Genomic DNA, 18,472 nt, shown 5'->3' with positions numbered 1-18,472 from the left:
GGTCCCTGTGAGGACCCGCCACTGCTTACCGGCGGTCGTTGTGGGGGCCGTCGGGACCGGGGAAGGCGCCGGAGTGCTGGGGAGGCTCCTGGGCGAACGGGTTGGGCGCGCCTGTCACCTGCTGCGGACCCGGCGCGGCGGCGTGGGCCATGGCCGGACCGCCACCGAGGATCGGGAAGGGCCCGCTGCCCTCGGCGGAGACGTTCAGCTTGTTGAGCTGGTCCTCCAGGAACAGCTTCAGGCGGCTGCGGTACTCGCGCTCGATGATCCGCAGGTCCTCCACCTTGCGCTCGATCTCGTCGCGGGTCTGCACCAGCGTGCCCATGGCCTGGCGGTGCCGCTCCTGGGCGTCGCGCTCCAGCGTCTCGGCCCGGGCGCGGGCGTCGCCGATGATCTGCTCGGCCTGACGGCGGGCCTTGCCGAGGATGTCGTCGGCCTCACGCCGCGCGCGGGTCACCGTCTCGTCCGCCTCGCGGCGGGCGTCGGCGATCGCCTGGTCGGCCGTCTGCTGCGCGAGGGCGAGCACGCGGGCCGCGGTGTCCATGTTGTCCTCGGCGGGCGGCAGGCCCATGCCGACGGGCACCGGCTCGGGGCGCGCCGGCTCCGGAGGCTTGATCGGCTCCGGCTGGGGGGCCATCATCTCGGGCTTGGGCTCGGCCACCGGAGCGGACGCCATCTGCATGGAGCCCGGCATGCCCATGCCGCCGGGGACCTTGCCCCTGAGGCACTCGGCCAGCTTCGCGCGGAGTTCCTCGTTCTCCTGGATGAGACGGTCAAGCTCGGCCTCGACCTCGTCGAGGAACGCGTCGACCTCCTCCTCGTCGTACCCCGGCCTCAGCCGGGTGGTACTGAACTGCTTGTTCCGCACATCAGCGGGCGTCAACGGCATTTGGGTCTCCTTGGCGCGCTTGGAGTCTGTCCGGTAGAGCGTTACCCGATCAACGTGGAAGCGCGTTCACGACTTGGATCAAGACCAAAACCACAATGAACAGCACTGTGAAGCTCAGGTCAAAGGCCACCGTACCCAACCTGAGGGGCGGAATGAAACGGCGGAGGAACTTGAGGGGTGGGTCGGTCGCCGTATAGGTGACCTCAGCCAGCACCAGGACGACCCCCGTGGGCCGCCAGGAGCGGGCGAACGCCTGCACCGTATCTATGATCATTCTGCCGATCAGCAGAACCAGGTAGAGGGTCAGGGCGATGACCAAGATCTCACTGATGATCCCCACGGTCGAGCCCCGCCTCCCCTCGGTTCCGCCGCCTCCGGGCCACAGGGGCACCGCTAAGCCGGTCACTGTTCATGTATGGAACTCTAGCTCTGGTTGAAGAAGCCGCGTTCCGCGATTCTGGCCTTGTCCTCGGCGGTCACCTCAACGTTGGCGGGGGACAACAGGAACACCTTGTTGGTAACACGTTCGATGCTGCCGTGTAGGCCAAAGACGAGACCTGCCGCGAAATCGACAAGGCGCTTGGCGTCGCTGTCGACCATCTCTGTCAGATTCATGATGACCGGCGTGCCCTCGCGGAAGTGCTCGCCGATCGTGCGCGCCTCGTTGTACGTGCGCGGATGCAGGGTGGTGATCCGCGCCAGATCGGTCGTACGGCGCTCCAGCACGGTCGTGGGGGGACGCGGAGCCGGGACGGACGTCTCGGTGTCCTCGTCGCGCTCCGGAGCCCCGGCATGCGCACCGGAGGTCGCGGCGAAGCCGCGCCGCGACGACTCATAGTCCTCGTCGCCGTAGTCCTCGTCGGTGCCGTACTCCGCCGTGTACCTGTCTTCGTAGCGGTCGTCCTCCACGAGACCGAGGTAGACCGCCATCTTGCGCATCGCGCCGGCCATCGCTCGTCGTCCTCCGCGTTTCTGGTGCCTACAAGGTCCCTGGGGAAGGCCAGGGCGGTAGCCGTACCCCCCTTGGAGCTCACCGCTGATCGACCTCTACCTGGAGCGCGGACACCATGGTCCACTTGGGGGACATTACCTGACGAAGGGCTTTCTGCGGCCGAGCAACGCCGTACCGACTCTCAGGTGTGTCGCGCCGTTCGCGATGGCTTGGGGGATGTCTCCGCTCATTCCGGCCGATATCACATCCGCGCCGGGGTGTTCCTCGCGGAGGCGTCCGGCGACGGCCCGCAGCCGGGCGAACGCCGGCGCCGGGTCCTCCCCCAGCGGGGCGACCGCCATGACCCCCCGCAGCCGCAGCCCCTCGGTCTTCGCGACGAGCGCCCCGAGGGAGGGCACCTCCTCCGGCCGCGCGCCGCCCCTCCCGGCGCCCTCGTCGAGGGAGACCTGGATGAGGCAGTCCACCTCGCGCCCGGCCCGTACGGCCTCGCGGCCGAGCGCCTCCACCAGGCGGGGACGGTCGACCGAGTGGACCATGTGGGCGTACGCGACGACGGAGCGGACCTTGTTCGTCTGTAACTGGCCGATGAAGTGCCAGGTGAGATCGAGGTCGGCGCAGGCGGCGGCCTTGTCCGCCGCCTCCTGGTCGCGGTTCTCCCCCACGTGCGAGACGCCCAGCCCGGCGAGCAGGCGCACGTCGGAGGCCGGGTAGGTCTTGGTCACCGCGATGAGGGTGACCTCCGCCCGCGACCGGCCGGCCGCCCGGCACGCCTCCTCGACGCGCCGCTCGACCTCCGCCAGGGCGGCGGCCAGCTCCTCGCGCCGGTCCGCCTGCCGGTCGTCCCCGTGATCGTCCCGGTGGTCGTCCGGGTGGTCGTCCGGGTGGTCCGGGTGGTCGTCCCGCGGGTCACGCACGGGCCACGCCCGCGGGCGTCCGCCCCGCCGCACCCCTCGGCCCGGCCCCCGTCTCGGCCCCTACTGGGGCTCCGGCCTCGGCCACGCCGCGCCGGAAGATCACTTGAGGAAGTCCGGCACGTCGAGCTCCTCCTCCTGCTCCTCGAACACCACCGGACGCCGGGGACCCGGCTGGGAGGGGCGGGAGGTGATCGGGGCCGGCGGCTCGGGAGTGGGCCTCGGGATCGACACCGGGCCGGTGACCCCCTGGTCGCGCCCGCCGTCGGCGGCGTCCCTGGGGAACGGCGTGACCCCCTCGGCCTGCGGCGCGGCCTGCTGGGCGGGCTGACCCACCGGCTGGGCCGGCTGCGGCACGGCGCTCGCCTGCGGCTGGGCCGTGGTGTGCACGGTGGCGGCCTGCGCCGTGGCCGGCTGCATGGTGGCGGGCGGCGGCGTGGGCGCCGGGGTGGCCGCGGACGGCGTCACGGCGCCGACCGGCCGTACGGAGGGCTGGGCCGGCTCCGGGCGCGGCTCCGGCCTGACCGGTGCCGGGGTCGCGGGGCGCGCGGCCTGGGCCGGCGCCGGGCGGGCCTGCTGCGGGCGCGCCAGCGGAGCGGCCACCGGCTTGACCGGGGCCGGCTCGTCGAACCCGGCCGCGATGACCGTCACCCGCACCTCGTCGCCGAGCGCGTCGTCGATGACCGTACCGAAGATGATGTTGGCGTCGACCGCGGCGGCGTTGCTGACGAGCTGGGCCGCCTCGTTGATCTCGAAGAGGCCGAGGTCGGAGCCGCCGGCGATGGACAGCAGCACGCCGTGGGCGCCGTCGATGCTCGCCTCCAGCAGCGGGCTGGAGACGGCCATCTCGGCGGCGGCGACCGACCGGTCGTCGCCCCGCGCGTGGCCGATGCCCATGAGGGCCGAACCCGCGCCGGACATGACCGACTTGACGTCGGCGAAGTCCAGGTTGATCAGACCGGGCGTGGTGATGAGGTCGGTGATGCCCTGCACACCGGACAGCAGCACCTGGTCGGCGGCCTTGAACGCGTCGAGCACGCTCACCTGGCGGTCGGAGATCGACAGCAGCCGGTCGTTCGGAATGACGATCAGCGTGTCGACCTCCTCGCGGAGGGTCTCGATGCCGGCCTCGGCCTGCATGGCCCGGCGCTTGCCCTCGAAGCTGAAGGGCCGGGTGACCACTCCTATGGTGAGCGCGCCGAGCGAGCGGGCGATGCTGGCCACGACCGGCGCTCCGCCGGTGCCGGTGCCGCCTCCCTCGCCGGCGGTCACGAAGACCATGTCGGCCCCCTTGAGGACCTCCTCGATCTCCTCCCGGTGGTCCTCGGCCGCCTTGCGGCCCACCTCCGGGTTGGCGCCCGCGCCGAGGCCTCGCGTGAGCTCGCGCCCCACGTCGAGTTTCACGTCGGCGTCACTCATCAGCAGCGCCTGGGCGTCAGTGTTGATGGCGATGAACTCGACGCCCTTGAGTCCCTCCTCGATCATCCGGTTGACGGCGTTCACTCCGCCGCCGCCGATGCCGACGACCTTGATGACCGCGAGGTAGTTCTGCGGTGCTGCCACGACGAGGGGCCTTTCCGCTCGTTTGCGTTTCATGCGGGCAGGGCCCGCCGTCTTCTCTTGAACTCTCACCCTCAAGTTGAGATTTAGAGTTATGTCAACCTGAGGATTGATACGGACAGTAGGGTTGCGCGTCCCCCAGGGTCAACTAACCGCGCCGCAAGGCAGTCCGGCGTGTCGCGCGCTGTCCTATTCGCACGATGCCCCGGTCCAGGGCGGCTTCGGCCGGTTCGAGCACGGTCAGTGAGATTTGTCACCTGACCGTCACCACTTCGGGCGAACTGACGTCGTAGTTCTTCCCCGGCTTGGCCAGCGCGGCGAGCAGCACCCGCCCCTTGCGGGCCGAGTCCCGCGCGTCTCCCCAGGTGACGGAGCGGCCGTCGGTGAGCTTGAGGGTGATCGACCGGGGCGAGGGGGCGCGCAGCTCCCGCAGCCGGCCGAGGAGGTCGCCCGGCAGCGCCCGGAGCACGGTGAGGCCCGCCCGGGTGGCGGGATCGTCGGCTGCGGCCCGCTCCACCCGCAGCACCGGAAGCTGCGGCGGGGCGACCGTCACCTGCTGGAGGACGACCCCGTACCGGTCGATCACCGCCGTCGCGACGCCCAGGGGGACCGCCGCCGCGGGCACGCGCTCGACCACGCTGATCCGCAGCGTGCCGGGCCAGACGCGGCCGACCGTTGCGGACTCGACGGCGCGCAGCGCCCGCACCCGCCCCTCGACCCCGGCGAGGTCCACGGTGGCGAGCGGGGTGCCCGTCCGCACTCCCGCCGCCTGGCGCAGCTCCTCGGCCGGGACGCGGCCGTTGCCGGTGATCTCGACCTCCCGCACGCCGAGGACGGGCGAGAAGAACACGACCCAGGTGGCGACGCCCACGACCCCGCCGGTCAGCAGGGTGGCGAGCGCCGAGCGCCGGACGGCCCGCCTCACCGGGCGGACAGCTCCGCGACGATTCGCGGGCCGAGCTCGGTGACGTCCCCCGCGCCCATCGTGAGGACGATGTCCCCGGCGTGTGCCCGGCCGGCGACGAGGGCGGGCACGGCCGCGCGGTCGGGGGCGTAGACCACCCGCTCGGCCGGCAGCGGCACCTTCCCTGCGACGAGCGCCCCGGAGACCCCGGGCTCGGGGTCCTCCCGCGCGCCGTACACGTCGAGCACCACGACCTCGTCGGCCAGGCCGAGCGCGGCGCCGAACTCGTCGGCGAAGAACCGGGTGCGCGAGTAGAGGTGCGGCTGGAAGACCGCGATGACCCGGCCGTCGCCGCCGACCACGTCGCGGGCGGCGCGCAGGTCGGCGGTCAGCTCGGTCGGGTGGTGGGCGTAGCTGTCGAAGACCGTCACGCCGCCGGCCTCGCCCTTGGACTCGAACCGCCTCTTCGCGCCGGTGAAGGCGGCCAGGCCCTCCTTGACGTCGTCGAAGCGCAGGCCGAGGTGCAGCGCCACGGCGATCACCGCGGTGGCGTTGACCGCGTTGTGCCGGCCGGGCACGGCCAGGCGCGCCTCGCCGCGTCCCGGCCCGCCGGGCGCCCCCGGGCCGAGCTCCACCCGGAACTCCACGCCGAGGCCGCGCGGGGCCACGTCGGTCGTGCGCAGGTCCACCCCGGCGCTCTCGCCGTACGTGACGACGGTGAGGCCACGCTCGCGGGCGATCGGCACGAGGGCGGCGGCGCCGGGGTCGTCGGCGCAGACGACCAGCAGCGACCCGACGTGCTCGACGAAGCGGGCGAACCCGTCGTGGACGGCCTGGGGGTCTCCGTAGTTGTCGAGGTGGTCGGCCTCGACGTTGGTGACCACGGCGATCCGCGGCGCGAGCATGAGGAAGGAGCCGTCGCTCTCGTCGGCCTCGGCCACGAACACCTCGCCCGTGCCGTCGTCGGCGCCGAGACCGGTCGTGACGAGCTGGCCGCCGACGCAGTACGACGGGTCCTCGCCGCACTTCTGCAGCGCCACGGTCAGCATCGAGGTGGTCGTGGTCTTGCCGTGGGTGCCGGCGACGGCGATGCCGGTGCGGCCGGACATCACCGAGGCCAGCGCCGCGGCGCGCGGAATCACCCGGAGGTTCTGGCGCAGCGCCTCCCCCAGCTCGGGGTTGGAGTCGCGGATCGCGGTGGAGACGACGACCGTGTCGACGTCCTTGATGTGGGAGGCGGCGTGGCCGACGTGGACGGTGGCCCCCATCTCGCGCAGTTCGGTCAGCTGCGCGGACGGGCGCGCGTCGCTGCCCGACACCGGTACGCCCCGCTTGAGCAGGATGCGGGCGATGCCGGACATCCCGGCGCCGCCGATGCCGATGAAGTGCACCCGCCCCAGGTCGGCCGCCGGCACGGGGTCCACGAGCTTGACGAGACTCATCGGGAAGCGATCTCCAGCACCTTGCGGGCGAGCGTCGTGTCGGCGTCCTTGCGGCCCATCCGGGAGGCCGCCTCGGACATCGCGACCACGCGCTCGGGGTCGTTCAGGATCGGCAGCAGCGTCTGGACGATCCAGGCCGCCGACAGGTCCGCGTCGTCGACCATCAGGCCGCCCCCGGCCCGGACGATCGGCTCGGCGTTGAGGCGCTGCTCGCCGTTGCCGTGCGGCAGCGGCACGAACGCCGCGGGCAGCCCCACGGCGGTCAGCTCGGCGCAGGTCATGGCGCCCGCGCGGGACAGCACGAGGTCGGCCGCGGCGTAGGCGAGGTCCATCCGGTCGACGTACGGCAGGATCACGTACTGCGGGTCGCCGGGCGGGGGCTCGATCTCGACGGTGTTCTTCGGCCCGACCACGTGCAGCACCTGGACACCCGCGGCGCGCAGGTAGGGCGCGGCCTCCAGCGCCGCCTGGTTGACCGAGCGGGCGCCCTGCGACCCGCCGAACACCAGCAGCGTCACCCGGTCGGACTCCAGCCCGAAGTACGACCGCGCCTTGTCCCCCATCGACAGGCGGTCCATCGTGCTGATCTCCCGGCGCAGCGGGATGCCGACGTACTCCGCGTTGGGGAGGACGGCGTCCGGGTGGCCGGTGAAGACGTGGTCGGTGAGGCGGGCGCCGAGCCGGTTGGCGAGGCCGGGCCGCGGGTTGGCCTCGTGGACCACGATGGGCACGCCGCGCCGCCGGGCGCCGAGGTAGGCGGGGGTGGCGACGTAGCCGCCGAAGCCGACCAGGATGTCCGCGCCGACCTTGTCGAGGATGCCGGCGGCGCTGCCGATGGCACCGGCTAGCCGGCCGGGCACGGTGAGGAGCTTGGGGCTGAGCGAGCGGGGCAGCGGCACGGCGGGCACGAGCTCCAGCTCGTAGCCGCGCGCGGGCACCAGGCGGGTCTCGAGTCCGCGCTCGGTGCCGAGGCAGGTGATGCCGATCCTCGGGTCGAGCCGGCGAAGCGCGTCGGCCAGCGCGAGCGCCGGCTCGATGTGGCCGGCCGTCCCGCCGCCGGCGAGGACCACCCTCATGTCACTCCCTGCTCTCTCGCGGATGTTCCCGCGGACGTTCTCGCGAATGCTCCCGCGGCCGCTCCCGCGTCGTTCCCACTCGTGCCGTACGCGGCCGTGCCGTCCGCCGGACGGCCTCGCGCGGGGACGCGGGCCGGCGCCAGGCTCGGGCGTTCAGGCCAAGCCAGCTTAGAGCCCGCGCGACCGGTCCGGGGCCACGGGCCGCCAGCGCCTCGGCCGCGCCCGGCTCCCGTTTGGCGAACGACAGCAGCATGCCGAGCGCCGCGAGCGTCGGCAGCAGCGCCGATCCGCCGTACGACACGAGCGGCAGCGGGATGCCGGTGACCGGGAAGGCCCCGATGACCGCGCCGATGTTGACGACGGCCTGCCCGGCGATCCAGGCGGTGGCGGCGGCGGACGCGAGCCGGACGAAGGGGTCCCTGGTCCGCATGGCGATGCGCAGGCCCGCGTAGCCGAGCAGGCCGAACAGCGCGACCACCACGAGCGTCCCCAGCAGCCCGAGCTCCTCGCCGATGATGGAGAAGATGAAGTCGCTCTCGGCGTGGGGCAGATAGTTCCACTTCTGCCGGCTGGCGCCCAGCCCGATGCCGAACCAGCCGCCCGACCCGATCGCCATCAGCCCCTGCACGGACTGGAACCCCTCGTGCTGCGCGGTCTCCCACGGATTCAGGAAGCCGGTCAGGCGGCGGAGCCGGTAGGGCTCGGCGATGATCATAGTGGCGGTCGCCAGTGCGAGCAGCCCGAGGATGCCGCCGAAGAGCCGCACGGGCGCGCCGACCACCCACAGCAGCGCCAGGAAGATCATCATGAGCACGAGTGTCGTGCCGAGGTCGCGCCCGAGCATGACCAGGACGGCCAAGAGGGCCACGCCCGGCATCAGGGGGATCAGCAGCTGACGCCACTCGATGCGGCCCGCGCGCGCCCGCGTCGCGAGCAGGTCGGCCCCCCACAGCACCAGGGCCAGCTTCGCCGGCTCCGACGGCTGCACCGAGAACGGGCCGATGACGATCCACCGCTGGGCGCCCAGCAGTTCCTGGCCGAGGAAGATGACCATCAGCAGGCCGAGGATCGACAGGCCCATCAGCGGATAGCCGGCGAGGCGGAAGAACCGCTGCGGCAGCCGGGAGCACACCCACATGAGCGGGAGCCCGATCGCCACCGAGGTGACCTGCTTCAGGAACCAGTAGAAGGGGTTCCCGGTCCGCTGCAGCGCCTCGATACTCGACGCCGACAGCACCATCATCAGCCCGAGGGCGAGCAGCAGCGCGCTGCAGCCCAGCACGAGGTGGTAGGACGTCAGCGGGCGGCCGAGCAGCTCGCGCAGCGCCGCGATCTGGGCGCCGGCCCAGCCGCCCGGTGCCTGCTCGCCCGGCGTTCGCTCGCCCGCTGTTCGCTCGCTCTGTGTTCGCTGACCTCGGGCCCGCTCGCTCTGTGCCCGCTCCCCCCGGGTCCGGCCCGCCGGGGCGCCGGCCGGGCTGCCGGTCTGGCCCGGCACCCAGTCGCTCGCCGTCCGGTCGCTCGCCGTCCGGTCGCTCACCGTCCGGTCGCTCACGGTGCCGCCAGGCGGTGCACGGCTGCGGCGAAGGCCTCCCCACGCGCTCCGTAGCCGGCGTACATGTCCAGTGACGCTCCGGCGGGGGCGAGCAGCACGGTGTCACCCGGAGAGGCGAGCCGGGCGGCTTCGGCGACGACGCGGTCCATGACCCCAGTGTCTTGCCCCGGCACGTCCACGACGGGGACATTCGCGGCGTGTCGCGCCAATGCCCGGCGGATCAGCTCGCGGTCGGCCCCCAGCAGCACCGCGCCGCGCAGCCGGGGCGCGGCCTGCCGTACGAGGTCGTTCACGTCGGCGCCCTTGAGCTGGCCGCCCGCGATCCACACGATCGACGGATAGGCGGCCAGCGACGCGGCCGCCGCGTGCGGGTTGGTGGCCTTGGAATCGTCCACGTAGACGACGTCCCCCACCGTAGCGACGTGCGCGATGCGGTGCGGGTCGGGCGTGAACTCGCGCAGGCCCCGCCGTACGGCCTCGGGCGGCACGCCGTGGGCGCGGGCCAGGGCCGCGGCGGCGAGCGCGTTGGAGACGTTGTGCGGCGCGAAGGGGCGCACGTCCTCCAGCGAGGCCAGCTCCTCCGCCGAGGACGCCGGGTCGGCCACGAAGGCCCGGTCGACCAGCAGGTCCTCCACGATCCCGAGCTGCCCGGGCCGCGGCACGGCGAGTGTGAAGCCCACCCGGGAGGCGTACGGCTCGGCCAGGCGCGACGACCACGCGTCGTCGGCGTTGAACACGACGGTCTCGGCGGCGGTGAAGACCCGAGCCTTGGCCGCGGCGTACTCCTCCATCGAGCCGTGCCAGTCGATGTGGTCGGGCGCGACGTTGAGCACGGCCCCCGCGAGCGGCGCGAGGCTCGACGACCAGTGGAGCTGAAAGCTCGACAGCTCCACGGCCAGCACGTCGTACGGGCCGTCCACGGCCTCCACGATCGGCACGCCGACGTTGCCCACGGCGAGGGCCCGGTGCCCGGCGGCGGACAGGATGGAGGCGAGCATGCGGACGGCGGTGGTCTTGCCGTTGGTGCCGGTCAGCGCCAGCCAGGGGGCGGCGTGCTCCCCGCGCAGCCGCCAGGCCAGCTCGACCTCCCCGATCACCTCGGCGCCCGCCTTCCCGGCCGCGACGAGGAGCGGATGAGCAGGCCGCCAGCCGGGCGAGGTGACCACGAGCGAGACGCCCTCGGGCAGGGCGGGCTCGCCGAACCGCACCTCCACCCCGAGGGCTTCGAGGTCGGCGGCCGCGGCGCGCTGCCGCTCGCCGTCCACCGCCTCAAGGACGGTCACCCGCTCGCCGCGGCGGGCCAGGGCCCGGGCCGCGGCCGCGCCCGACACGCCGAGACCGGCGACGACCACACTCACTGCTTCGGCATCCATTCGAGGTAGAACAGGCCGAGACCGGCGGCCACGCACAGCGCGGCGATCAGCCAGAAGCGGACCACGATCGTGGTCTCGGCCCAGCCGGACAGCTCGAAGTGGTGCTGGAGCGGAGCCATCCGGAAGACCCGTTTGCGGGTCATCTTGAAGAACCCGACCTGGATGATCACCGACATCGTGATGAGCGCGAACAGGCCGCCCAGGATGACCAGCAGGAGCTGGGTCCGGGTGGTGAAGGCCAGACCGGCGATCACGCCGCCGAGGGCCAGCGAGCCGGTGTCGCCCATGAAGATCTTGGCGGGCGGGGCGTTCCACCACAGGAAGCCCAGACAGGCCCCCAGCACCGCCGCCGCGACCACCGCCAGGTCGAGCGGATCTCGCACCCAGTAGCAGTTGGGGCCGAAGCCGACCGTCGTGCAGCTGTTGCGCAGCTGCCAGTTGCCGATCAGCACGTACGCCGCGAGGACCAGGCAGGTGGCGCCGGAGGCCAGGCCGTCGAGCCCGTCGGTCAGGTTCACCGCGTTGGAGAAGCCCACGATGAAGAACAGGACCCAGACGACGAACCCGATGAGCCCGATGGACGGCCCGATGTCCCGCAGGAACGACACCCGCGTGTCGGCCGGGGTCACGGCGTAGGCGTTGGGGAACCGCAGCACGAGCACCGCGAAGACCGCGCCGACGACGAGCTGGCCGGCGGCCTTGGCGCCGCTGCGCAGGCCCAGGCTCCGCTGCTTGTAGATCTTGATGAAGTCGTCGAGGAAGCCGACCGCCCCGAGGCCGGTCATCAGGAACAGCACCAGCAGGCCCGAGGCCGTCGGAGGGTCGCTGACCGCCGAGAAGACGGTCACCCCGTGGGCCAGGAAGTAGCCGATCAGCGCGGCGATCACGATCACCGTGCCGCCCATCGTGGGAGTGCCCTTCTTGTCGTAGTGACCCGACGGGCCCTCCTCCCGGATGTTCTGGCCGTACCCGCGCCGGGCGAACAGCCGGATGGCCAGCGGCGTGCCGACCATGGACAGCAGCAGCGAGATCGCCCCCGCGATGAGGATGTTCCTCACCGGGCGTCACCTCCGAGGATCGCCTCGGCGACCCGCTCGAGCCCGGCCGCACGCGGCCCCTTCACCAGCACCGCGTCCCCGGGCGCGAGCCGGTCCGACAGCTCCCGGGCCGCCGCGGCGGCGTCGGGCGCGTGGATCGCGCCGGGGGCGCCCCTGAGCACCGGCCCGGCGTCCTCCCCCACGACGATCACCGCTTCCAGCCCCGCGCCGGCGGCCAGCCGCCCGAGGTCCTCGTTCAGCGCCGGGCCGTCCTCGCCCAGCTCGCGCAGCGCGGCGATCACCGCGAACCGCCGCCGCCCGGCGCCGATGACCCCGAGGCTGCCGAAGGCGGCCCGCATGGAGTCGGGGTTGGCGTTGTACGCGTCGTTGATCACGGTCACGCCGTCGGGCCGGTCGGTGACCTCCATCCGCCAGCGGCTGCGCGGCTCGGCCGCCGACAGCTCCTCGGCGATGGCCGCCACCGGCATGCCCAGCTCGTAGGCGGCGGCCGCGGCGGCCAGGGCGTTCTCGACGGCGTGCGCGCCGTACAGGCGCAGCCGCACCGGGGCGGCGCCGGACGGCGTGCGCAGCGTGAACGAGGCGCGGCCGGCCGCGTCGAGCGTCTCGTCCTCCGCCCGCACGTGCGCGCGGGCCGCGCGCCCGAACCAGGTCACCCTGGCCTCCGTACGGCCGGCCATCTCGCTGACCAGCGGATCGTCGGCGTTGAGCACCGCGGTCCCGTCGGCGGGCAGCGCCTCGACGAGCTCGCCCTTGGCCCGGGCGATCGCCTCCTTGCCGCCGAACACGCCGAGATGGGCGGTGCCGACGTTCAGCACCACGCCGATGCGCGGCGGGGCGATCTCCGCCAGGTAGGCGATGTGGCCGATGTTGCGCGCGCTCAGTTCGAGCACGAGGAACCGGGTGCCCTCGTCGGCCTTGAGCACGGTCAGCGGATGGCCGATCTCGTTGTTGTACGAGCCGACCGGCGCGACCGTCGGGCCCATCCGCGCGGCGAGCCCGGCCAGCAGGTCCTTGGTCGTGGTCTTGCCCGCGGAGCCGGTCACGCCCACCACGGTCGCGCCGGGCAGCTCCCTCACCACGGCGTTCGCCAGGGCGGCCAGGGCGGCCTGGGGGTCCCCCACGATCACGGCCGGCGCGTCGACCGGCCGGGTGGCGAGGACGGCGACGGCGCCCGCCTCGTGGGCCTGCCGGGCGAAGTCGTGCCCGTCGGCCCGCTCCCCCTTGATCGCCACGAAGAGCGAGCCGGGCACGACCGCCCGCGAGTCGATCACGACCGGTCCTCGGACCACGGCCGCGGGGTCGGCCAGGCCGTTCAGGGCTCCCGACGTGATCTCGGCGACCCGGGCCAGCGGCAACGGGATCATGTGTCTGTCCTGCTCTCTTTCGCGTCGCTTGTCGGGCCCCCGTGAAGCGGTGGAGCACCGTCACCCGGAGCGCTGTCAACCGGAGCCATGTGAACCGGAGCCATGTGACCCGGGACGCCTGGGGCGCTCCGTAACACCGCCTCACGCACCGGCGGTCTCCCCTGCGGCCCGCCGTGCCCGGTTCCGCTCCGCGATGGCCGCGGCGGCCACCTCACGGTCGTCGAAGGGGATGACCTCGCCCCCGACATACTGCCCCAGCTCGTGTCCCTTGCCCGCCACAACTACCACATCTCCGGGCGAAGCACCGCCGACGGCCAGGCGGATGGCGGCCGCCCGATCCGGCTCCACGACGACGTGCGCCCTCTCCTGCGGAGGTACCCGCAGCGCGCCCTCCAGCATCGCGGCGAGGATCGCGAGCGGGTCCTCCGTACGAGGATTGTCGCTGGTCAGGATCGCCACGTCGGCGAGGCGGGCGGCGGCCTCGCCCATCATCGGGCGCTTGCCGCGGTCGCGGTCGCCGCCGCAGCCCAGCACGACGACCAGGCGCCCAGCGGGCCCGTCGTCCAGTGTGCCGTCCGGCCCCTTGTCCGGGCCGTCGTCCAGCACCGCCCGCAGCGAGTTGAGCACCGACTCCACCGCACCCGGCTTGTGCGCGTAGTCGACGATCACCTGCACGTCCCCCGGCACGTCGCCGTCGCCCGGCACCCGCTCCATCCGGCCGGGGACGCCGGTGAACTCGCCGACGCCGGTCACCGCGGCCTGCAGCGGGACGCCCGTCTCCACCAGCGCGACCAGCGCGCCGAGCGTGTTGGCCACGTTGAACGGGCCGGGCAGCGCCACCGCCACGTCGGCCTCGACCCCTCCGGGGCCGACGAGGCGGAACCGGCTGCCGCCGGAGCCGAGGCGGACGTCCTCGGCGCGCCAGTCGGCCTCCGGCGCTCCCGTGGCGGAGAACGTGGTGATCGGGATCTTGGCCGTGCCGGCCAGCTCGCGGCCGTGGGCGTCGTCGGCGTTCACCACCCCGAGACGGCTGAACTCGGGGGTGAACAGGCGCGCCTTGGCCGCGAAGTAGTCGTCCAGGTCCCGGTGGAAGTCCAGGTGGTCCTGCGAAAGGTTGGTGAAGATCGACACCTCGTAGAAGAGTCCGTCCACCCGGCCGAGGGCCAGGGCGTGGCTGGAGACCTCCATGGCCGCGGCGCTCACGCCCTGCTCGCGCATCAGCGCGAACAGGGCCTGCAGGTCGGTCGCCTCGGGAGTGGTCAGATCGGGCGTGAACCGCACGTCCCCGGCGCGGATCTCCACGCCGCCGACGAGGCCGGTGCGGTGGCCCGCCGCCCGCAGTCCCGCCTCCAGCAGGAAGGTGGAGGTGGACTTGCCGCTGGTGCCGGTCACGCCGATGAGCGTGATGCCGGACGCGGGCCTGCCGTACACCCAGGAGGCCACCTGCCCGAGCACCGCCCGCGGGTCGGGCACGACGAGCACCGGCAGACCGGTGGCCGCGGCCGCGTCACGGCCCTCGGGGTCGGTGAGGATCGCCGCCGCGCCCGCCGCGAGGGCGGCTCCGGCGAACTCCGCTCCGTGCCGGGAGGCGCCGGCCACCGCCACGTACAGGTCGCCGCGCCGCACCCGGCGCGAGTCGAGGGTGACGCCGGTGACGGCGCCGCGGACCACCCGCGCTCCGGGGGAGGGCACGGCCGACGACGACGGGCCGAGCAGGGACGCGAGCGCGGACAGCGGGCGGGCCTGGGCGGCCTCTGGACGCATGGACGACGCGGAACGCACGGCGAGAGCGTACCCCTCTCCGCCGCTCTCCTCCGCCACCCGGCCGTCCGTCACCGGGGCCCGCGTGGTCTCCACCCCGGCCGGTTGGGTCCCGGTCACTCCGCGGGGCGAAGGACCATCGCGGGCGCCTTCGTGCCGGTCGGGGGGATCTTCCTGCTCTTCAACGCGAAAGTCATGACGTCCTTGAACACCGGGGCGGCGACGGCGCCGCCGTAGTGGTCCTTCTTCGGGTCCTGGATGACGGCCAAAGCCATCAGCCGGGGCTGGTCGGCGGGGGCGAAGCCCACGAACGTCGCGGTGTATCCGCAGTATCCCGCGCACTTCTCGTCGTACCGCATCGCTGTGCCGGTCTTGCCCGCGACACGGTAGCCCTCGATCGAGGCCTCCTCTCCCGTGCCCTCGTGGCCGACCGCGGCCTCCAGCATGAGCGCGATGGATCGGGCGGTCGTCTCGCCGATCACCCGCGTGCCCTTGGCGGCCGGAGCGGCGACGAACGCGCCGTGCGCGTCGGTGGTGCCCGCCACGATCGAGGGGGTCACCCGCACTCCTCCGTTGGCGATCGTCTGGTAGACGCTGGCCATCTGCAGCGCGGTGACCGAGATGCCCTGGCCGTAGGCGATCGTACAGCGCTGGCTGCCCGACCACGTCTGCCACTGGGGCAGCAGGCCGTCCTGCTCGCCGGGGACGCCCGAGCCGCTGCGCGCGCCGAACCCGAAGGACCGGAACATGTCGTACAGCCGCTGGCTGGAGATCTTCTCCGCCGCCATGATGGTGCCCACGTTGCTCGACTCCGCGAGGACCCCGGTGAACGTCATCGACTCGGGCCCGTGCGGGTGGGCGTCCTTGAGCTGCTGGTCGGCGCACTGGATGTGGTCGGGCACCCGGAAGACGGTGTCGGGCGTGACCACCCCCGCCTCCATCGCCGCGGCGGCCGTGATGACCTTGTTGGTGCTGCCCGGCTCGAAGATCTCCGACACCGCGCGGTTGGCGCGGTCCTCCGCCGGGGCGGACTGCCAGTCGTTGAGGTCGGCCTGGGGCGCGTTGGCCATGGCGAGGATCCGGCCGGTGGCCACGTCCATCACGATCACGCTGCCGCTGCGTGCCCCGGTGTCGTGCACCCTCCGGGCCAGCGTCTGCTCGGCGGCCCACTGCAGGTCCCGGTCGATGGTCAGCCGGACGTCCCGTCCGGGCACCGGCGCCTCGCGCTGGCTGCGCGTCATCGGGATGCGCTGGCGGTTCGCGCCGAGCTCGATGCTCTGCTTGCCGTCCCGGCCCGCGAGGACGTCGTTGTACGCGCTCTCCAGGCCCTCCAGGCCCCGGCCGTCCACTCCGGTGAAGCCGAGCAGGCCGCCGGCGAGCGACTTGCCGGGGTAGAGACGGCGGTAGGTCTCCTTGGTGCCGACGCCCCTGAGCTTGAAGCCCATGATGCGCTTGGCCCGCAGCGGCTCGACGTCGCGCGCCAGCGGGATGTAACGCTGGGTGGTCTTGGCCAGCGCGGCGTCGATGTCCTGCCTGGGCTTGTTCAGCTCGCGCGCCAGCGTGGTGGCGACCAGGTCGCGCTTGGCCGGGTCGACGTCCTTGGGGTCGACGTAGACCTCTCTGGCCTCGACCGTCACCGCGAGCTCGTGGCCCTCCGCGTCGGTGATCGCGCCGCGCCGCGCCGGCAGGATCTCGGGCTGCACCCGCTGCTGCACGGCCTTCGCTTGGAGCACCTTGGAGTCGAGCCCCTGCAACTGCACCAGCCGTCCGGCGAACAGCGACAGCACGATCGCCATCACCAGCATCGCCGCCCGCAGCCGCCGTACCGGGTTGCCCAGCCGCAGCACGGCCGGCGGGCGCGGGGGTGGCGGCGGCCCGCCCGGCGCCCGGAGCGGACGCGGCGGAGTGCGCCCTGATGTGCGCATCGGAGTGCCTGCTGGTGTACGCGGCTGTGTGCCGGCCGTCCGGGCACGGCCCTGGCCCACGCCGCCCGGCGCTCTTCCGCCCGGGGCTTCCGCGGCCGATCCGCCCCTGGGCGAGGGTCCGGCTCCCGGCGCGCCCTTGCCGGAGGCACCGGCGCCCGTGGCGCTCCTGGGCGGGGCCCCACCGCCCGGCGCGCCCCCGGAGGACGCTCCCCTGGCCGAGGCCGCTCCGGCGGGCGGGCGGGCCCCACCGGCGCCGCGGGACGGGACGTCGCTTCCTGCGCCCGCGCGCGACCGGGCCGGCGTCTGACCGCCGCTCCCCGCGCCACGTGGCCGCCCCGCGGCTCCGCCACGGCCCCGATCCGAGCCGCCGCTCCCGGCCCGGGACGCACCGTCGCCCGGCACGCTCTGATCGGCCGCGCGCTCGCCTCCCGCACGGTTGCCCGCACGGTTGCCGGCACGGCCACTCGCCGCGCGGCCGCCCGGCACACGCTGGTCCGCCGCGCGCTCGCCACCCGCGCGGCCACCCGCACGGCCACTCGCCGCACGGTTGCCCGAGACGCGGTCCGCTGCCACGCGCTCGCCTCCCGCACGGTCACGCGTCACACGGCCGCCCGGCACGCGGTCGCCGTCCGTACGATCACGGGCCGCACGGGTGTCCCGGGCGGGGCGGTCGGGGGCTGCGGCGTCACGGTCCGCGGGGCCTCTCGTGCGGCCGGCGTCGCCGCCGCGCCCGGCTCCGCCGCCGGCGCCCGGGCGTGCCGGGCGTGCGGGGCGGCCGGACGCCTCGCCGGACCCGGGATCGGACGGGCGGCCGGGACGGCCGGGTTTCTGCGGTCCGTCCTGACGGGAGGGCCGCCCCGGGGACCCCGGGTCGCGCCTGCCGCCGCCCGGGCCCTGGCCGCCACCACGCCCGGTGGGACCCCCGCGGCCGGGACCCGGGTTCCGGCCGCTGTCTCTCACCGGTCCGTGCCCTCCTCCGTGCCCTCCTCCTGGCCCTGCTGCCCGGCCGTGCCCTCGCCCGTCGTGATGAACCGAGGGGCGGAGCGGTCCTGCTCCAGGCCCTGCCCACGACCCGCCTCGTCCACCGCGCCGGGCTGGCTCCACGTGCGGAGCAGGTTCTCCTGCTCGGCGGCCTGCCGGTGCAGGTCGTCGATGCTCGACCGCAGGTCGGTCAGCTTGAACGAGTCCTGCGCGAGGACCGTGTTGAGCAGCAGGAGGGTCACCAGACCCCCGCACATGAGACCCACGACGAGCAGCACGAACGGCGCACGCGGAGGCCGCCGGAACGCTCGCCGCGCCATTCTGGCACGTGGGGACGTCGCCGGGGAGGCAGCGGCGCCCGCGCCACGCCGGGCGCGTCCCGGCGCGGGCGCAGCCTCGGCGGTGTCCCGGCGCTCCCGCTCCGGGCTCTCCCGGCGCGGCGTCTCACGCTCCGGCGTCTCCCGGAGCGGCCTCTCACGGAGCGGCCTCTCACTGGGCGGCGCGACACGGCCGGCCGCGGCCGCCCGTACGGCGTCGCGCTTGGGGGCCGCGGCAGATCCGGCGGCGGTCTTCGCCGGGGCCCTGCCCTTCCGGGGAGCCGCGGGGGCCTCCTGCCGGGCCCTCGCCTCGGCGCGGGCGGGCGTGGCGGCGGGGGCCGCCGCGCGGCCGCGTCCGGTCGCGCCGCCGCGGGGAGCCCTACACCGCCTCGGCACAGTGCCGGTCC

At 74.0% G+C, this 18,472-nt stretch carries 15 protein-coding genes; all 15 read right to left on the bottom strand.

Annotated features, from left to right (window positions below; translation table 11 throughout):
• Positions 1-25: 25 nt before the first annotated feature.
• Positions 26-889, bottom strand: a complete 864-nt coding sequence (locus HHX37_RS08720) for a DivIVA domain-containing protein (protein WP_117410375.1) — start codon at positions 887-889, stop codon at positions 26-28.
• 49 nt (positions 890-938) lie between these two features.
• Positions 939-1,229 (bottom strand): YggT family protein, encoded by a 291-nt coding sequence (locus HHX37_RS08715; RefSeq protein ID WP_117410376.1) that lies wholly within the window; start codon positions 1,227-1,229, stop codon positions 939-941.
• 83 nt (positions 1,230-1,312) lie between these two features.
• Positions 1,313-1,840 carry a cell division protein SepF gene (locus HHX37_RS08710; RefSeq protein ID WP_117410377.1) on the bottom strand — a complete coding sequence of 176 codons (528 nt, stop codon included), beginning with the start codon at positions 1,838-1,840 and terminating at the stop codon, positions 1,313-1,315.
• 135 nt (positions 1,841-1,975) lie between these two features.
• Positions 1,976-2,653 (bottom strand): YggS family pyridoxal phosphate-dependent enzyme, encoded by a 678-nt coding sequence (locus HHX37_RS08705; protein ID WP_220502770.1) that lies wholly within the window; start codon positions 2,651-2,653, stop codon positions 1,976-1,978.
• 201 nt (positions 2,654-2,854) lie between these two features.
• Positions 2,855-4,315, bottom strand: a complete 1,461-nt coding sequence (gene ftsZ / locus HHX37_RS08700) for a cell division protein FtsZ (protein ID WP_182875705.1) — start codon at positions 4,313-4,315, stop codon at positions 2,855-2,857.
• Between the two features lie 250 nt (positions 4,316-4,565).
• On the bottom strand, positions 4,566-5,237 hold the full coding sequence (locus HHX37_RS08695; protein WP_111701212.1) for a cell division protein FtsQ/DivIB: 672 nt from the start codon (positions 5,235-5,237) through the stop codon (positions 4,566-4,568).
• Entirely contained in the window at positions 5,234-6,658 is a 1,425-nt protein-coding gene (gene murC, locus HHX37_RS08690; protein ID WP_182885086.1) for a UDP-N-acetylmuramate--L-alanine ligase, read from the bottom strand. Before murC ends, HHX37_RS08695 begins: the two co-directional genes overlap by 4 nt.
• Positions 6,655-7,734: an undecaprenyldiphospho-muramoylpentapeptide beta-N-acetylglucosaminyltransferase gene (murG, locus tag HHX37_RS08685; RefSeq protein ID WP_111701210.1), complete on the bottom strand. Its 1,080-nt coding sequence runs from the start codon at positions 7,732-7,734 to the stop codon at positions 6,655-6,657. Before murG ends, murC begins: the two co-directional genes overlap by 4 nt.
• 1 nt (position 7,735) lies before the next feature.
• The gene (gene ftsW / locus HHX37_RS08680) at positions 7,736-9,067 is read right to left on the bottom strand and encodes a putative lipid II flippase FtsW (RefSeq protein WP_138462409.1); all 1,332 of its coding nucleotides are present in this window, start codon (positions 9,065-9,067) and stop codon (positions 7,736-7,738) included.
• Positions 9,068-9,282: 215 nt separating this feature from the next.
• Complete coding sequence (gene murD / locus HHX37_RS08675; RefSeq protein ID WP_182885085.1) at positions 9,283-10,659, bottom strand: UDP-N-acetylmuramoyl-L-alanine--D-glutamate ligase; 1,377 nt, start codon at positions 10,657-10,659, stop codon at positions 9,283-9,285.
• Positions 10,641-11,717, bottom strand: a complete 1,077-nt coding sequence (gene mraY / locus HHX37_RS08670) for a phospho-N-acetylmuramoyl-pentapeptide-transferase (RefSeq protein ID WP_111701208.1) — start codon at positions 11,715-11,717, stop codon at positions 10,641-10,643. Before mraY ends, murD begins: the two co-directional genes overlap by 19 nt.
• A complete protein-coding gene (murF, locus tag HHX37_RS08665) occupies positions 11,714-13,081 on the bottom strand; it encodes a UDP-N-acetylmuramoyl-tripeptide--D-alanyl-D-alanine ligase (RefSeq protein ID WP_111701207.1) in 1,368 nt (455 codons plus the stop codon). The genes mraY and murF overlap by 4 nt, the downstream gene beginning before the upstream one ends.
• 141 nt (positions 13,082-13,222) lie before the next feature.
• Positions 13,223-14,845, bottom strand: coding sequence for a UDP-N-acetylmuramoyl-L-alanyl-D-glutamate--2,6-diaminopimelate ligase (locus HHX37_RS08660; protein WP_182885349.1), 1,623 nt, complete (start codon positions 14,843-14,845; stop codon positions 13,223-13,225).
• Positions 14,846-14,958: 113 nt separating this feature from the next.
• On the bottom strand, positions 14,959-16,767 hold the full coding sequence (locus tag HHX37_RS08655) for a peptidoglycan D,D-transpeptidase FtsI family protein (RefSeq protein ID WP_259406331.1): 1,809 nt from the start codon (positions 16,765-16,767) through the stop codon (positions 14,959-14,961).
• 956 nt (positions 16,768-17,723) lie between these two features.
• Positions 17,724-18,472, bottom strand: a 749-nt coding sequence (locus tag HHX37_RS35545) for a hypothetical protein (protein ID WP_220502727.1), incomplete at its 5' end; no start/stop codon positions are given.

Origin of the sequence: Microbispora sp. H10885, from assembly GCF_014161415.1 — a bacterium.
GTDB classification, from domain to species: Bacteria; Actinomycetota; Actinomycetes; order Streptosporangiales; family Streptosporangiaceae; genus Microbispora; species Microbispora triticiradicis.
This window is presented reverse-complemented; position numbering and strand designations above follow the sequence as displayed.

What these genes read in the sequence shown, in the direction of transcription:
- murG (WP_111701210.1), bottom strand. Translation starts at nt 7,734, where the DNA reads ATGAGGGTGGTCCTCGCCGGCGGCGGGACGGCCGGCCACATCGAGCCG.
- HHX37_RS08710 (WP_117410377.1), bottom strand. Translation starts at nt 1,840, where the DNA reads ATGGCCGGCGCGATGCGCAAGATGGCGGTCTACCTCGGTCTCGTGGAG.
- murD (WP_182885085.1), bottom strand. Translation starts at nt 10,659, where the DNA reads ATGGATGCCGAAGCAGTGAGTGTGGTCGTCGCCGGTCTCGGCGTGTCG.
- HHX37_RS08660 (WP_182885349.1), bottom strand. Translation starts at nt 14,845, where the DNA reads ATGCGTCCAGAGGCCGCCCAGGCCCGCCCGCTGTCCGCGCTCGCGTCC.
- murC (WP_182885086.1), bottom strand. Translation starts at nt 6,658, where the DNA reads ATGAGTCTCGTCAAGCTCGTGGACCCCGTGCCGGCGGCCGACCTGGGG.
- murF (WP_111701207.1), bottom strand. Translation starts at nt 13,081, where the DNA reads ATGATCCCGTTGCCGCTGGCCCGGGTCGCCGAGATCACGTCGGGAGCC.
- HHX37_RS08720 (WP_117410375.1), bottom strand. Translation starts at nt 889, where the DNA reads ATGCCGTTGACGCCCGCTGATGTGCGGAACAAGCAGTTCAGTACCACC.
- HHX37_RS08655 (WP_259406331.1), bottom strand. Translation starts at nt 16,767, where the DNA reads ATGCGCACATCAGGGCGCACTCCGCCGCGTCCGCTCCGGGCGCCGGGC.